Here is an 18,003-nt window from a genome sequence, read left to right as displayed (position 1 = left end):
GTATACGATATTTTTATTTTTTATGCGCTTTCATCTCGGATATAGAATAACCGAGGATTCCCGCTTTAAATCCTAAAATTATATCCGCTACAATTCTGTTTGTAACATTTTGTAAAATCATATACTGAAGTTTTTTCTACTTCATCTATGAATAATTCGCATCCATCCGGACAGGAAGGCGAGAATAACTTGTTTATGCTTTTGAATCTATCCAAGTGGATTACTTTTACATTGCTAAAATCTGCATAACGGCTGATGTAGGAAATAGCATCTCCAATATAAATCTCAGGCGCATTTGGATTGATATTTGCAAGTACAGAACCCGCCATGACTATTGGCTCTTTATAACTTGGCATAACGAATAGCGAACCAGCAAAGGCCTTGTCCTCAATATAATCAATCTTATTGCTATTCACTACTGTCGTAGACATACATCCAGAAAACGCATATCCATTAATCTGATTTACATTTTTAAGGTCTATGACGCTTCCAGGCTTTTGACAAAACGTATTATATAAAGTGTACTTATCTTGTGTACTGGAATGTCTGTGCATAAGCAGCGGACCACTCTGGAAACGTGTATTCTCAGATGTTACCATCTGTACATTTGGAAACATCTCGTTCGCAATCTCAATACTACAGATAGACGGCTTAATCTTTATCTCTTTAACGTCTGGAAACTGTTTCAATACTGATTTGAGATACACACATTGATACTGTCCACCGAATTCATTTTCAGCAGAAAAGGTTATCGTCTCAACTCCATCAGGAATATCGATGTCAACAATAGCTCCACCATGACCATCAAAATATAACGTGGCTCCGTCTTCCGTTTCCATAGCATAGTATTTCATTTTTAGCTTCCTTTCTTTTTTTATTTTATTCGTTCTTACATCTTTAATATGGCAAAAAAAATAGAATAAAAAAATAAGCAACCTTATTTTCAGTCATTTGTGGATTTGGCATATTATCAACGTAAACCATAAATACACAAAGAAAGGAATTAAAAAAATCATGAAAAAAACAATCATTGCAATAACAGGAAGAACAGCAGCAGGAAAAAGCGTTGTCGCAAAAAAAATGGCTGAGAGATTAGGGCTGAAAGTTCTGCAGTCATACACGACAAGACAGCCAAGACCTGATGAACTGGCAGATATGGAACATTCAGACCATATTTTCATCTCCAACGAAGAGTATAACAAACTGCAGGATATCGCCGCTGAAACTGAAATTAACGGTTGTCGGTATTGCACCACAGTTGAGGTCTTAAACCAGTGCGATTTTTATGTGATTGACCCAGATGGCATTGATTACTTAAAAAAAGAACACGGAAAAGAGTTTCATATTGTGCAGTTTTACATCTACGCTAATGACGAAATCAGGAAAGAACGGTTCCTGCAGCGTGGGAATGCAGAGAGCGATTTTGAATCGAGAAATGATGATGAATCAAAACAGTTTAATGCATACGAACAGAACCACAAGTACGATATCATTATCTACAATAACAGAGATATTGATTATGCATTAAATATGATGGAGCCTTATATCAAAATCATCCTGGAAGACAGGCTGAAAGAAATTGAGGCGAAAAAGAACGGGACTTGGGTAGAACCGCAGGTTGAAAAATCCGAATCTGACAAATCTGAAGAAAAACCTGAAGAAGAAGACGACGAAGCCCTTTCTGCTGAAGCGGAAGAGGGTGCATTAAACAAGGACCCTTCAGTTGTCAGTATGGAATCTGTCGACAAAGAAGAGTTAGGAACAGAGCAGAAAGAGACAAATGACCCGTTTAGCCTTGACGAGGATTCAGAGGACGTCTTAGATATCTTTGACAATAAAGGTTCAGACACTGAAAACAGTTCCGCAGAAGAAGACCTGGAGACAGAACCAGAAGCGAGAAAAAACGACGAAGAGGATAAATTACCGAAGACAGACGATGGTAATTTAGACCCATTCAGCCTTGACGATACTGACTTCGATGATTCTCCAGCAAATCTGGACCAGTTACCGGGTTCCGAGCTGGATAGCGCTATGAACATGGCAAGCGATACAGATAACGAGACAGAATCATCCGAATCGGAGCAGCTACTTGAAGCAAAAATGCCAGAGACTTGCAAGCAGGCAGAAGAAGCATCAGAGGGAACTGATGCTTGTGAGGAAGAGGACGACGAAGATGAAGAGGATGCGATTCTTCTTGATTAACGGAGAACGGAAGTCCCCGGCCGACAAAAGTTGTCCGCGGGTCCAATGTTCCGGTTTTAGCTTCGCACGCGGGTTTGAATCCCCGTTCGAAGCCTGGTTACGAGCGCGAAGCGCGAGTTATCAACGAATTGGGATGACGGTTTACCCGTCATCCTTTTTTTTTGTGCGATATATGCCCGATAAAATCCACAAAAAAAGTTTTAAAAAAAATGTTCTCTTTTTTATTTTATTTAGCATATTGAAACTGTCAGCAAAAAGACGGGCTGACATGGGGCCCTGAAATGCCGCCAGATATGACGGAAAAACAGTTCAGGGATGACATTACGAGAATGGATACATTCAGCCACATAGAGGAATCTTTTGTAATATGGCATTTGGTTTTACCAATTCGCACGCAAAAAAAATATATAAAACCAAAATTTAAACAAAAAAAACAGCAAAAAAAAAGGATGTGAAATGAGAAAAAGTGCTGCCATGGTTACCGTGTGGTTATAAAATAAATTACATATTGAGAAGTCATGTCTACCAAGACTGCATATCTATTCTTTACGCTGTATCTTTTTTGATACTGAAGGCTGTTTCTGTTCGACGGCTGAAGAACTTGATTCTGCGAAAAGAGTTGATGTGTGATGCGAACGAGACTTTAAAAACGTTAAGTGAACGGCCGAGCCCGAACAGTCGGCGGGGCTGTGTTAATGAAAATCTTACATTGATATAGTCCAAAGGGGTTAAGGAGTGCTGCAAGACCTCTGCCTAAGGGTTGGATTACAACGACCTAGAAGCGTAGCTTTGAAAAGGGCGATGCTCATACTTTTTCTTGTCTGGAAAAAATATGGTTAAAAGTAGAGCACGGGGGAGTTCATGGAATAAGCATGAATGCCCGGGGTGACCATGTAAAGTATAGAAGTATACGCCATGCTGAATAGATTAACATATTTAGCCTGGTTGGGTAGCCAAGACGGATGATATGAGCGAAAGCAAAGGTGTGAGGGCCGGGAAATGCTATCTGGTGGATTTGACCCGCAACCTATTCACGGAGCAGATAGATTTAGCCACACCAGGATGAGGTGAGAGCCTCTGAAATGTCATTGTAATATTATAAAAACACTGCTGAAAGCGACATGAAAGAACAAGCGTTACATCAATTTACAAGAAAGAAATAAGAAAAAAAAATTGGCAAAATAAATATAAGAAAAACAGATTGATGTACAGTAGACCGTAAGCAGAACGTATTATAATATTTGGGTTGTCCTACGGGGCAGCCGGCTATTAAGATTACATGAAGCGAAACGACTGACGACCGACGACCTATTCGGAATGTTATTAGTTAAGCAGAATGGCATAGTTTCTTTCTTAAAGCATAGCAGATTTAGTCTGTTTTGCCGCATAAGGAGAAGCTATGCCAATTCGCTCAACTCCCTCCTCTCTCTGACCTGCATAGTTGGCATCCTCTAATTTATAGACAAAGCCAAAAAATCTTGGCATACGAAAATTCATTGAGCAAATACCGCGAATGTTTGTAAATCACCAGTAGATAATGAACATACGGAAATTCGCGGTGTTTTGCGGACTTGGCTGGCCAAAAAAGCAGAGATTTTCGTATGCTAAGATTTTTTTAGCCATGCCAAGAAAATTTAAATAATAGCAGCCGTACATAATTTTCTTGGCTTGGCTACACACATATATACTATATATATAAGATATTTGTTCCTTCTGTCTGAGATAAAGAGAGAGGAGAGAGTGAGGGGACACGATATATTCGTCTTGTGCTAACATACGTTACACAAGATTTTTTTTCGCGAAAATATGAATGGTATAACAGAATATGATATACTGATTGTAAGATTGTAAGTGAATACGAAATACTATATGAGAAATAGGAGAGACTTGCACATGAATATAGATATGCTTTGGGATGAGAGCCCCGTTGATGTAACTGCTGAAGCAAATTTTATTTGGAGTATCGCGAATAAGCTCCGCGGCTCTTATATGCCGGATAAGTATGGAGATGTTATCATTCCGATGGTAATCATCAGGAGATTTGAGTGTACACTGGAAAAGACAAAGCAGGCTGTTGTTGATATGTTTGAAAAGATGCCGACATATCCGTACAAGGCCATGTGCAAGATTTCCGGGTTTCAGTTTTACAATACCAGCCAGTTTGATTTGAGAGAACTGTGTAATGATGCTGACAACATTGCAAAGAATTTTAATGCATATGTTGCGGGATTTTCTGATAATGTTAAAGATATCCTGAATGAATTGGAGATTGAGAAACATATTGAGAAAATGGAGAAGGATGGCTGCCTATTCTCCGTTGTGAAGGCGTTCTCTGAACTTGACCTCAACCCGGAAACTTATGACAGTATCAAGATGGGGTATATCTTTGAGAATCTGATTGGCAGGTTTTATCAGAACGTAGATGCGGGACAGTTTTACACTGGCAGGGATATCATCAAATTACTATGTTCTGTCTTACTGTCAGAAGGCTGTGATGACATTTTTGATGACAAGAAAATCATTACTGTATGTGACCAGGCCTGCGGTACTGGCGGTATGCTCTCCACTGCATTTACATATCTGAAGCACTATAACCCTTCAGCAGATGTGAGACTGTTTGGCCAGGAGTTTATGGGGCCGTCTTATGCAGTCGGTAAGGCTGAAATGCTTATCAAAGGGCAGAATGCTGAAAACTTTAAGCATACAGACACATTGAAGAATGACTGCTTTCCGGATACAAAAATGCGGTTTCTGATTGAAAATCCACCGTTTGGTACTCCGTGGAGCGGAGATAATGCGAAACAGGGTCAGGAAGATGCAGTTAAAGCGGAATTTGCAAAAGATGGCAGCAGATGGGGAGCAGGGCTCCCGGCTGGAAGCGATTCTCAGTTATTGTTCTTACAGTCAGCAGTCGCAAAGATGGATGACTATGTTGGACGTGCGGCAATCATTTCTAACGGTTCTCCGTTGTTTACTGGCGGGACTACGTCAGGCGAATCACAGATTAGACGCTGGCTGCTGGAAAATGACCTGGTTGAGGCGATTATTCAGATGCCGAATGATTTGTTTTACAATACCGGCATCAGCAGTTTTTGTTGGATTCTGTCTAAGAGCAAACGCCCGGAGCGTATCGGCAAGATTCAGCTGATTGATGCTTCAGGTATCTGTCATAAGTTAAGGAAGCCGCTTGGAAGCAAGAAGAACGAGTTTACGCCGGAAGACCGCGAGATTATCACGAAATTGTATTGTGATTTTGGGGAAAATGAGTTCTCTAAGATTTACAACAACACAGAATTTATTTACCGTGAATATACCATAATGCAGCCTCTGCAGAGGCGGTATGAAATTACAGACGAAAGCATTGAGCGCTTGATGCAAAGCGGCGTGCTGTCAAAGCTCTACGACGAAGCAAAAGTCCTTGAGCTGGAAGAAAAAGGCGAAAATATGACAGCAAAAGAAAAAACAAAATTAGAAGCCTTTAAGAAATCCAAACCTCAGTACGACAGCATCCTTGATGCATTAAATGCAGCAAAATCAGAAGAAAAGTATATGTCGCCGGAAACCTTTTTACCGGTAATCAATAAGGTTCTGCCTGACGTTGATTTAAAACTTGTTGACAAGATTGCTGATGCTTTATCTGTAATGGACAAAAATGCTGAAATACAGAGAGAAAAGAAAGGCAAAAATAAAGGCGAAATCATTTACGACAAAGACACCAAAGACACTGAGATTGTAAAATATGACGAGGACATTGAAGATTATATGGCGCGTGAGGTGCTGCCACATATCCCGGATGCCAAGTGGTTCTTTGAAGAAAACCTGGCAGCGAAGAAGCCGGTAATCAAGACTGGCGCGGAAATACCGTTCACACGATGCTTCTACAAATACCAGAAGCAGGCAAAATCAGAAGATGTTGCGGCAAGGATGGCGGCGCTTGTGAAAGAAGCCGGAGAGATTGAAAAAAGACTTTTCGGGTGAAGAGAAAGAGAGAAGGGGCTGCCCGCCCCCTATACCCTAGCAAGGGATTTCATCCATTAACCCAGAGCAAAAACTGCGTTTTTGCAGGCTGACGGTAAAAACAAACGAAGAAGTAAGCGATAAACAAGGAGACGTTTAACATATATGGAAGGAAAAACCAGCGAAAAAAAAGAAAGAAAAATGCGCGATTCCGGGATTCCGTGGATTGGTGAAGTACCGGAGGGATGGGAGTTTTCAAAAATTAAGTATCATTGCACGATGAAGAGTGGAGATAATATAACAGCATTAGATATAAGCGATAATGGCGAATATCCTGTTTATGGCGGAAATGGACTGCGAGGATTTTATAAAATCTATAATAAAAATGGCAATCATATTTTGATTGGGCGACAAGGCGCTTTAGCAGGAAATGTTCATTTAGTCAATGGAAAATTCTGGGCAACTGACCATGCAGTTGTTGTAACTCTAAAAAATGATGTATTTATAAATTATTTTTTTAGAATGCTTGAATCTATGGACCTTAATCAATATGCTTTTGATACTGCAGCGCAACCTGGGCTGAGTGTGTCTCGTATTATGAATTTAAATATAGCATTACCAAATCTGGAGGAACAACACCGCATTGCCGATTTCCTTGACTCTAAATGCTCCGAAATTGACACCCTTATTGAAAATCTCCGTGCCCGCATGGAATCTGCAAAAGAATACAAAAAAGCAGCTATAACAGAAGCAGTGACGAAGGGGCTTAACAAAGATGCGAAGATGAAGGATTCCGGAATTGAATGGATTGGGGAGATACCGGAGGGGTGGAAGGTCGCAAAAGCAAAATATTGTATTGAAATCCAAAATGGGAGTGACCCCCATTTAGAAGGCAATATTCCGGTTTATGGAAGCGGAGCAAAAAGTTTTAAGACATGTGGCGAATATAAAAATGGACCAACAGTATTAATTGGCAGAAAGGGAGCTACATTACATATTCCACATTATATTGTCGGAAAATTTTGGAATGTTGATACTGCGTTTAATGTTTATACGAAACCACATTATTTATTAAAATACTATTATTATTGTGCTGTTTCATTTGATTATAAATCGTATATTTCACAAACAACACTCCCGAGCATGACGCAGACCAATTACGAAAACATGGTGCTTCCTATGCCAAGCATGTTAGAACAACAGCAAATTGTTTCTTTCCTTGACTCCAAATGCTCCGAAATTAACGCTCTTTTACAGAACTACGAAGACCAAATCGCAACACTGGCAGAGTATAAAAAATCATTGATTTATGAATATGTAACCGGTAAGAAAGAAGTACCGGCAGCGTAGATATCGCAGCCGAAAGATATGCCTGCCAAAGAGGGGCGGCCTTGTGCAGAAAAACGAGCGAAGCGAGTTTTTAGGCAGGTCAAGACCGGCCTCGCCCCGCATCTCCATTCTGCCTTTAAGAAAGAAGTGCCGGTAAAATAGTTTTTCTGCATATTAATACCAGTGGTTATTTGATTATATTTTGCAGTAACAAACCGCACAAGTGGTCGAATTGCCCAAAAAAATATTGGAGGAAAAGAACGTTTATGCGTTCCATATTGACGATGAAAAGAAAATCTTTTAATATGGAAAAACTATTATCTATTCAAAATCATTATATGAATAATCCTAGCCAAGACATGGTAGAGGAATTAAACTCAACAGAAGAAGAACTAAAAAAAGATGTAAAAGATTTTGATTCAATAGATTCACCAGATGGATATAGAAGGATGTTTAAAAATGGCAAAAGTTGATTGTAATAAAATTCCGTATGCGAAAGCTCAAAGAGAAATTAAAGCATTATTGAATTCCATTCGGTCTTATTTTAAAAGCGAGTATAATATGGATGTAAGGGTAGCAATAGATTATGGAATGGATGTTAACCTGGCAAAGTCGTCAACTGGCTTAAAAACAAAGCCAAGTATCGTAATTGGCATGAAAAATGCAAGAGCAAAGTCTTTATTTTACATAGACAGAGTTAATTATACAACTGCAATAGTCAACATTTTTCATGAAATGCGACATTTGGAGAATAAATTTAATGGTTTTATCGGATGCTGCCATAAAAAAGAAGACGATGTATACATTGCTTTATCATATATGGCGCAGCAGGGGAATATCGGATATTACAGCTGTAATTACTACAATAATCCATATGAAATAGACGCGGAACACAATGGACTAAAAGAAGCACATAATTATCTAAGTATCTATTTTGGAAAAAGTAACAGTGAAAAAATGCTTGTAGACTACGTTAACCACAAAAACGAAGATAAAAATTCCTACTTCGTTGAACCAAAAGGGAAAAAATATTTTCAATCTTATGACGAAATATTGAAATCACTAAAAAATTTATTCCAGGAATCAAAAAGAATCGGAAATAGGGATTACAGGGATAACCAGGAATCAATAAATGATGAAGCATTATCCTTTATAAAATCTTATGCAAGTGATGAGGTTGTAGTTTCATTACATTCTTCTCAAAATAGTATCGAGTACGACAAAAAAATTGCAAGTATTGTCTCGTATATTCATCCAGATTACAAAAAACAGATTCCGGTATTAAATGATGTTGACTTATCGTTTAAATCTGTTTTTAAAACGAATATTATATTCAAAGAGCAGGAAATAGGCCAGGATGAATATGAAAGATGAGTTGTCAAGTTTATATTAGTACTTATATCTTCTCAGCAGAAGGAGACATTGATGAATAACATATTATCAGAAAAAGAATACCAAAAATACATACTAAAAAAACTTGCTACCAGCGGCTACGAAGTCCAGCCGGCAGACCACTACGACAGGCTTTTTGCTGTCAGCCGCCCGGAGTTGATGCGGTTTCTGGAAATCACGCAACCGGATGAGATGGAAAGCCTTAAAAAAATATATAAAGAAAAGACAGAAGAAGTGATAGTGTCGGCTATAAACGCGGAAGAGACAAAGAAACGCGGCAGCAGGCTTGACGTCCTGAAACACGGCGTGGAGATTGCCAATGTACCGCTGAAACTGATATATGCAAGGCCGGCTACAACATATAATAAAGAACTCAATAGGTTGTATAACGAAAACATCTTCTCTGTATCAGAAGAGGTGTGGGCATCAGATGAAGAAAGAATTGACCTGGTCGTGTTCCTGAACGGCCTTGCGATTATGGCATTTGAATTAAAATGCAACGCAGCCGGCCAGAACTACGAGAACGCGATTCTGCAGTATCGGACAGAGCGCAATCCGAAGACAAGGCTCTTCAGATTCAAAGCCGGCGTCCTGGTATCTTTTGCGATGGATTTGGAAGAAGTGTATATGACAACCAAGCTTGACGGCGAGGCCACATTCTTCCTGCCGTTCAATATGGGAAAGGGCGAGGGTATTAATACCGGTGCCGGAAACCCGGTCTTAAAAGACGAGTACAGCGTCCACTATATGTGGGATAACATCCTCCAGAAAGATTCCGTGCTTGAAATCATCAGTAAATTCATGTTTATTGAAGTAAAAGAGAAAAAAGAAGACGAAAAAAGAGCAGTAAAAGAAGGTAGAGCGCCGAGAAAGAAGGTTTCCGAAACGGTCATCTTCCCGAGATTCCACCAGCTGGACGTCATCCGGAAGGTGCTTGACGATGTGATGGTGAACAGAAGCAGCCAGAACTACCTGCTGCAGCATTCTGCCGGCTCCGGAAAGACAAATGAGATTGCCTGGCTGTCGTACCGCCTGGCATCACTACATGACGATAACAACAAGATTATCTTTGACAGTATCATCATCTGTACTGACAGGGTAGTAGTAGACCGCCAGCTGCAGCAGGCCGTGCTGTCATTAGAGCATAAATCCGGGTTCATCCGAGTTATGGATGAAAAATGCACATCTGCAGACCTTGGCCGGGCGCTGGAAGGTAATACAAAGATTGTTGTGACGACTATCCAGAAGTTCCCGTATATTGTGGGTAATGTAAAGGCGCTGAAAGAGAAACATTTCGCAGTCATTATTGACGAAGCACATTCATCAACTGCTGGTAAGAATATGAAGGCCGTGACGGATGTCTTGAGGGAAGGTGAAGAGGTAGATGCTGAAGATATCCTTGCAAAAGAAGTAAGCAAAAACGGCAAGCCGGAAAACGTGTCAGTGTTTGCATTTACCGCTACACCGAAACCGACAACGCTTAAACTATTTGGAAGAACCAATACGAAGGGCAGAAATGAGGCATTCCATCTGTATTCTATGAAACAGGCAATAGAAGAAGGTTTCATTCTGAATGTCCTTGAAAATTACACAACATATGACACATACTTCCAGTTGAATAAAGAGATTAAAGAAGACCCGGAATATCAGACCAATAAGGCGAAACGTCAGATTGCAAGGTTTATTGACCTGCATGAGACTAATATCATGCAGCGTGTGGAAATTATAATTGAACATTTCCGTACAACTGTAATAACTGAACTGGATGGACAGGCGAAAGCAATGGTCATCACCGCATCACGTGAAGCAGCAGTCAAATACAGACAGGGCTTTGAAGACTACGTGAAGAGAAAAGGATATACCGATATTCACGCCCTGGTCGCATTCTCCGGAAAGGTAAAACTGGAAGATAAAGAATATACAGAGCCGGGAATGAACGGCTTCGCAGAAAAGAAACTGCCGGTAGAGTTTGACTCTGACGACTACAACGTGCTTATCGTTGCTGATAAATATCAGACGGGCTTTGACCAGAAGAAACTCTGTGCTATGTACATCTTAAAGAAACTGCATGATGTATCAACCATCCAGACACTGTCACGCCTTAACCGTATCTGCCCGCCGTATGACAAACATACATTCATTCTTGACTTTGTAAATAACTATGATGACATCATCAAGGACTTTTCCAAGTTCTACACTGTCACAGAGTTATCCAACTCAATAACTCCGTCTGCAATGTATGATATTGAGGCAAAACTGGACGGTTATTATGTGATTGACCCGGATGACGTGGACAAATTTAATGACTTACTGTATTCCGGTGATATATCTGCAAAAGCAAAGAAAAGTATGACATACCTGCTGCAGAAGACCAAAAAGGCAATTGAAAGTCATCCGACAGAAGAACGCAATGAAATCATCCTGACAGTCAAGCACTTTGTAAGGTTCTACGAATTCCTGATTCAGGCTTCCTGTTTTGAGGACAAAGAGCTTCATAAGAAATACAATTTCTTAAACTATCTGAAGTCATATTTAAAGATGGGCGGCTCCGGCGGCGGTTTCAACCTGGCCGGCAAGATAAAGGCTTCCGGCTTCGTACAGAAGAAAAAAGAAGAGCATAAAACAGACACTATAAAATCGGACCCGGTCGTAAAGCTGCCGACAGCAGAGCAGATTGCCCTGACGCCGCAGAAGACCGAAAAACTCTCTCAAATCATTGCTGAAATCAACAGCAAAACGGGTAAGTCATACGATAATGACGTTGCAGTGAAGGCGATGCTGCAGATTAAAGACATTATGATGAAGTCAGAAGAATTAAAAGCAAGCGCCAAAAATAACACGGAAAAAGACTTTGAATTTGCTTATTTTGACAACATTGACGATGCTTTGATTGAGGGGCTGAACCAGAATCAGGATTTCTTCTCCCTACTGCTTGGAAATGATGAGATTAAGAAAGAAGTGCTTGGAATCTTTGCGGAGGAGATTTACAGGGGGCTAAGAGCGGGAGAGTAGAAAAGGCTGCCTGCGGAAGATGTTTGTGTAGAGATGGCGGGCTTGGATTGAAAATTAGGGAAAATGAAAAAAAAATAAGCGTTAAAAAAGAAAGGATGACAATAATTTCAACTATGATACCGCGAGCTACGCTCGCGTGTAACAGACGCGGGCGGGGTTTCATACTCCCATATTTATTTTGGTAACGAGCCGGCAACGGCGAGTTACCAAAGTTAGCCGCGATTTTCCCCGCCCGTCGATAATTTGTATGAAATTGCATGCAAAGAAGAGGATGTTAGTACTATAAAATGGTATGTGTGTATAAGAAAAAAATAGAGTAATCTACGGCCGGAGGAAAGTCCTCTGGTCTTTTCTTTTGTAAAAACTGAAATGAAGAAAGAAAAGGATGCGGTAATCTTAATGACATTGAAAAAACATAAGGTATATGTTAAGTGGTATGTATTTAAGATGTCAGAAATGGCCTCTTCTTTGTTATTTTTGAGTTTTGATTATGCGATAAATTTGTCATATTAAAACTTGTAATAGTAATTTGTTTACGCCGTATTATCGGCGAGAAAGAGAGGAAAATATGAAGATAACAATGACACCAAGTTCACGTGGTTTAAACGTGAACTGTGAAATGGTAGAGGCATTTGAGGCAGTATTGCCTCAGTCTATTTTGGCGAAACTGGAGCCTTTTAGTTTTGCCATATGCTGTAAGGACGGTGGATACGCCATCTGTTTACAGAGCTTTAAAGCTCTTTCAGATGACGTATATTATGGTCCGTTGACAAAATATATAGACAAAAGCAACTGGTTTGGTTTTGTCGACGACGTAAAGTCCAAGCCTGAATATAAGGCTAGACTTGCAGAGTTACATGTCCCGGCAGCTATAGCTCCAGCGATTGAACTTCTGGAGCTGTATGAGCAGTGGAACGACTGCAACGAGCATGTCATCGATGAGTTCATTCGTTTTGATGCAATGTATTATATTCCACTGCATGATACAACAATTCCGTCAATAATCAAAGCAGCAAAAATCTTTGCAGGCTATGGCGATTGACAGAATTGGCCAAGGAGGTTGTTTTAGAGGAGAGCCAGGAATGACTCGCCTCTTTTTTTTGTGTTCTGTAACGATGATGCGACTCCGGCAAAGCCGGGGAGTTATTAAAAACCTAAAAAAATTCCAAAAAGAATCTCTTTTCTCTAAAATTCAGCATATTGTAAAAGAAATAATTCACTAGAATTTAAGGATTGAAAAAAATGCAAAAAAGAAAACTAAAAAAAATCAGTCTCCTGTTATCGTCTGCTGCGCTGGTATTGGCTCTTACAGTGCCCGTGAAGGCAGCAACAGAAGATGTGACAGAACAGGCCGAAGACTCTGGCGTGTATGTATTTAAAGATGCAAAGAAAGACGGCACCGTCACGTTTGTGAAAAAATGGAAAGACGGAAAAGATAATGCAGATAGGCCTGTTCCTGACATTGAGATAAGCACCAAACGACCAGAAGGCGCAATAATCAAATATACAGTAACATTTCATGGAAATGGATTGACGTTCGCCGATGGAACGACAGAAAATTCAATCGTATATACCTCTGCCGGGCAGGTCCTGGACGGACAGTATAAAATACCAAATGGAATGAATGTGTGCTGGTATACTGATAAGTCGTGCACGACGAGGGTTCCGGTGTCCAGAGACGGTACAATAAATATTGGAGTCTCAAAAAATATAGATTTATATGCTAAGGAAGCAACATTTGTCCTAAAAAGCGGCGATACATTTAATTCACTGATTCCTGATGAGACGACTGCAATATATTTTACTGATGAAGAGATGCCGGATGGCGCAGAAACAATTGATGTTGATGCTGACGGGGATTCAGGCGCTATTGCCTGGATGGAAGGCACTGTTATGAAGGTTTCAACACAGATTAGTGATGTGAAAGTTATTTCTAACGTAAACAGCAAAAATATGTTTAATAAAAAGGTAAATCTGGAAGAAATTCATTTTGACAATATTGACACTTCAGCGACGACCAACATGCAGTCATTATTCCTGAATTGTTCAAAACTGAAGACTCTTGATTTGACAACATTCAACACATCAAAGGTACAATACTTCAACAGTATGTTCTCCGGATGCAGTGCCATGAAGCAGGTAAACATTGAAAGCTTTGATACCTCCAATGCCACAACGTTCAATAGCATGTTCTACGGATGCAATAATCTTGAATCTGTTGATGTGTCTAATTTTAAAACAGACAAAGTGACTGATATTGGATATATGTTTGTGTCTTGTAGAACACTAACGAATTTGGATTTGTCCAATTTCAACACAAAAAATGTTTGGAATATGGCTTACATATTCCAGAAATGCAGTAATCTTGCATCAGTTAACTTCAGCACCTGGGATACATCAAAAGCAACAACGATGCAGTGCATGTTCTCCGAATGTGAGAAAATTACTGAGATTGATGTATCTCATTTTAACACAGCAAAGGTAACAACTATGCGAAGAATGTTCCATCGCTGCAGCAACCTTAAAATACTGAATGTTGATAACTTCAATACATCAAAGGTAAATAATATGGAAGCAATGTTCTACATGTGCAGCAATCTGCTTGAACTGGACATTGACCATTTTGATACTAAGAATGTAACAAATATGAGCATGATGTTCCTGATGTGCTCTAAATTAAACGTTTTGAATGTTAAGAATTTTGATACAGGAAAAGTCACGGATATGTCGTATATGTTTTCAACCTGTCAGTCTTTGACAGAACTGAATGTATCATCGTTTAACACATCCAACGTAAAAAATATGATGCAGATGTTTTATAACTGCAATAATCTAATTACACTTAACCTATCTTCATTTGATACAAGTAATGTGACAAACATGAATAAGATGTGGTATAACTGTAAAAGCCTGACGATGCTCGACTTATCAAATTTCAATACAACAAAAGTAACGGCTATGGACTGCACGTTTTATGCCTGTCACGGAATGACGATTCTAATTCTTGGCGAAAACTTTAGGCTTGTTGGTGAAACATATTCAATACCTGCAAGCAGTTGGATGAACTCTAGTGGCGAAATATTTGAATCTGACGGTACAAATTCAAATCTGCCGAGCAATGTGGCAGATACTTACAAAAAGATGACAAACTGAAGGCTGAAAAGAATCCCCTGGAAATGTTTCCAGGGGATTTTGCTTTCGTATATTTGCTTCAACGGAGAGTGGGGAATCACCGGCCGACAAAAAGTTGTCCGCAGGTCAAACGTTCCGGTTGGAACGGCGAGTTATCATATTTATTCTGGTACTGAATGCGAAGCACGAAGTATCATATTTATTCTGGTAACGAGCCGGTAACGGCGAGTTATCATGCGTGTTCTGGTAACAACTCCGGCAAAGCCGGGGAGTTATCAATGAAATCTCTGTACTCAGCCTTACGGCTTCGCTTGACATTTGCTGCGCAAATTGGTACCGAGCCGATACGGCGAGGTATCAAAAAAAAATCCTCAAAAAAACAATGCACTTTTTAGTTTTTTCTTCATACTATATATGTAAGGGCTAAACCCCGTGATGCCGTTTCGGTAAACCGCCGACCGGCAACAGACGCAAGGCTTTTGCCTGTGTCTGGAGATATGGGCTTTGCCGCAACGCGGAAGGTTAAGCGCTCTTCAAATCCCTCAGCGAGAAATTCCGGGGGAGGTATGGTGGTGAGGTGGAGACAGGCTGAACTGACACGGTGGTGTCAGAATGCACACTTGGTTTTCAGTATCCCGGGCTGAGGTCTTTTGCAGGCAGAATGGTAGTAGTACTGCCGACTGCAGACAAAAAAAAGAAAAATAAAAAAGTTTTTCTTTTTCATATCTTTCTGAGAAAAATCCAGCATATTATGTGAAAGGAGAAAGAGAGAGAAAGAAAACTCCAAAAAATTTTTTTCAAAAAGCGTTACATTTTTTTAATTATTTAACATATTGAATATGTAAGCAAAAAGAGCGAACGAACCGCGACGAGTACCTACGGGGAAAACGGGGATTGTAGTCTTTTGATGCTTGCAGCAATATTTCGGCTTTTCGCAAATGTTACTTCATGTTGGAAAATTTAAAATTACAAAATGGTATATATATTTACATTTGCACCCACACGAAATATCTTTTTTAAGACTGATGAGCAGAGGACTGTTTGTGACAATCCTCTCTTGGCAGTAGGCCTGGGCAAGGCCTTTCATTTGTTAACGGAGAACGGGAAGCCCCCCGGTCGACAAAAAGTCATCCGCGTGTCAAATGTTCCGGTTTTAATTTCGCACGTGGGTCTGAATCCCCGTTCGAAACACGCTTCGCTCAGCCTTTCGGCTTCGCTTGCCGCACTTCGTGCTGGTAACGAGCGCGAAGCACGAGTAATCAATAAAAACAAATAATGGCATTTCGGCATTTCGTAAATGTTACTTCATTTATAATTATTGTATAACATAAATACTGAGTTGCAAAGACGATGAGATAGGGATGGGGATTGAGCTTGAGCTCAGTCGAGCCCTCATCCTCATGCCAATTGCGATTACTTAAATACATTTACCTCCACTCGAAATGCAAAATATTCCGGCTATGTAGTAAGCAAGGTATTCGTACCAGCCGAAGGCGGTTACTTCTTTGTAGAAAACGAAATTATACAGCAAATTATTTTTACCGCCACGATTACACGGAATGACAATTTATTTTGCGGCAGTTCTGTTATTGCAGCCGTGGTCAAGACTAAACGATTTCGGTTACTTCTTTATATAATACATACTTTAAAAGACAAATGAACATTTATATGTAATAAATGGCGTGTATGCGCTATCATTAAGAAAAATTACCGATTCAGCGACTCGCTATGCGATTCATAGCGGCATCAGGTCTTTAGGCAAAAAAAAGCGTAATAAGAGAAAAGATTTGGTTACTACATACTAATAGAAAAGAAGAAAGTGGATATGGTCAGTGTATCGGAGCGGCCAACTTATAATTGGTAAGAGCGCGTATACGCAGACGAACAATGAATTTACCGAATCACTCACTCGCAAAAAAAATATTTTCTTTCTGCAACGAAGCAGGATTCCTTCTTTTTAGCGGCAATCTTAAACGCCCATCGGCGTTTTTCGGACACGGTGGACGGCTTGGTTACTTCTCAAATGGATAATAAAGGATTATTTTGTTAATATAATAGAATTTTGTAATGTGTGACGTCCACACACACGGGCAATAAAAGTGGACGCTTAGCAATGCAGGCCTGGCTGTATCCAGGGAAACAAATAAAATACCAAGTAACTTACTCGCAAAGAGAGAAAAAAGCGGTAGTGCCTTTTCAACAGGCATACCGCTTTTCTAATGTCCACAAAAAATATACAGGCAGATATCTGATTTTAACGGAGAACGAAATCCCCGGACGACTTTTTGTCGGCCTGGGATTTCCCGTTCTCAGTTAATCTTCACGTATGAAAACGCGAAAATTTTTTCGCGAAAATTATACATTTTTGCAAAAATCCGGCATATTATAAATGACAAACTCAGAGAAGGAGGAACTTGTATGCTGCTGTCACAGAAAACAACTATCAGGTTAAATAAATCAGAATCTAACATTATCGGCCATATGTGCTATGCAGCATATAAGCTTTGGAATGCTTGCAACTACGAAAGACGGAACTACAAGGGCTTATCACTGCCAGTAAAATATCCTGACTGGTATTATCAGAAGTCTGCGCACAAGGATGGTTTGTGGTTTAAACAGCTTCCGTCGCAAACAGCACAGGAAATATGCAAGCAACTGGATAAGGCCTGGAAGTCTTTTTATTCCCTGAAGAAATCAGGAGGCATTGAGGACCCTAAACCGCCACGTTTTAAACATGACAATATCGCCATTACTTATATGCAGAATGGGATTGTGCATGAGCCCGGAAGCGACACCATAAGGCTCTCCATCGCCAGGAATCTCAGGAAATACATGTCTGAAACTTACCAAATCAACGATACTTTCCTTTACCTTAAAAACCGTATTTTTAAGGACGTTGATGTGATAAAACAGATAAAATTGTATCCGCCTGAGAATGGGGTATGTGAAGTCATTGTTGTCTATGAAATTCCAGATGAG

9 protein-coding genes and 1 pseudogene are annotated in these 18,003 nt (G+C 39.9%); 9 read left to right on the top strand and 1 reads right to left on the bottom strand.

What is annotated here, in order from left to right:
• Positions 1-65: 65 nt before the first annotated feature.
• Complete coding sequence (locus tag AB5026_RS16735) at positions 66-854, bottom strand: hypothetical protein (RefSeq protein ID WP_368213918.1); 789 nt, start codon at positions 852-854, stop codon at positions 66-68.
• A gap of 160 nt (positions 855-1,014) precedes the next feature.
• Here AB5026_RS16735 and AB5026_RS16730 point away from each other — a divergent pair, with 160 nt between their 5' ends.
• The 9 genes and pseudogenes from AB5026_RS16730 to AB5026_RS16690 all read left to right on the top strand — a co-directional run.
• Positions 1,015-2,202 (top strand): hypothetical protein, encoded by a 1,188-nt coding sequence (locus AB5026_RS16730; RefSeq protein ID WP_368213916.1) that lies wholly within the window; start codon positions 1,015-1,017, stop codon positions 2,200-2,202.
• Positions 2,203-4,095: 1,893 nt separating this feature from the next.
• Complete coding sequence (locus AB5026_RS16725) at positions 4,096-6,180, top strand: N-6 DNA methylase (protein ID WP_368213915.1); 2,085 nt, start codon at positions 4,096-4,098, stop codon at positions 6,178-6,180.
• Between the two features lie 144 nt (positions 6,181-6,324).
• On the top strand, positions 6,325-7,509 hold the full coding sequence (locus AB5026_RS16720; protein ID WP_368213913.1) for a restriction endonuclease subunit S: 1,185 nt from the start codon (positions 6,325-6,327) through the stop codon (positions 7,507-7,509).
• Positions 7,510-7,793: 284 nt separating this feature from the next.
• Complete coding sequence (locus tag AB5026_RS16715; RefSeq protein WP_173734541.1) at positions 7,794-7,961, top strand: hypothetical protein; 168 nt, start codon at positions 7,794-7,796, stop codon at positions 7,959-7,961.
• Positions 7,948-8,862 carry a hypothetical protein gene (locus AB5026_RS16710; protein WP_368213910.1) on the top strand — a complete coding sequence of 305 codons (915 nt, stop codon included), beginning with the start codon at positions 7,948-7,950 and terminating at the stop codon, positions 8,860-8,862. Before AB5026_RS16715 ends, AB5026_RS16710 begins: the two co-directional genes overlap by 14 nt.
• Positions 8,863-8,913: 51 nt before the next feature.
• The gene (locus AB5026_RS16705; protein WP_368213909.1) at positions 8,914-11,892 is read left to right on the top strand and encodes a type I restriction endonuclease subunit R; all 2,979 of its coding nucleotides are present in this window, start codon (positions 8,914-8,916) and stop codon (positions 11,890-11,892) included.
• 568 nt (positions 11,893-12,460) lie between these two features.
• Complete coding sequence (locus AB5026_RS16700; RefSeq protein ID WP_368213907.1) at positions 12,461-12,934, top strand: hypothetical protein; 474 nt, start codon at positions 12,461-12,463, stop codon at positions 12,932-12,934.
• A gap of 200 nt (positions 12,935-13,134) precedes the next feature.
• Complete coding sequence (locus tag AB5026_RS16695) at positions 13,135-15,045, top strand: BspA family leucine-rich repeat surface protein (RefSeq protein WP_368213905.1); 1,911 nt, start codon at positions 13,135-13,137, stop codon at positions 15,043-15,045.
• Between the two features lie 2,397 nt (positions 15,046-17,442).
• Positions 17,443-18,003: pseudogene (locus AB5026_RS16690) on the top strand (RNA-guided endonuclease TnpB family protein); the annotation flags it as partial.

Source organism: Blautia sp. RTP21359st1_E11_RTP21359_211015 (assembly GCF_040910705.1).
In the GTDB taxonomy this organism is placed as follows: Bacteria; Bacillota; Clostridia; order Lachnospirales; family Lachnospiraceae; genus Blautia_A; species Blautia_A fusiformis.
This window is presented reverse-complemented; position numbering and strand designations above follow the sequence as displayed.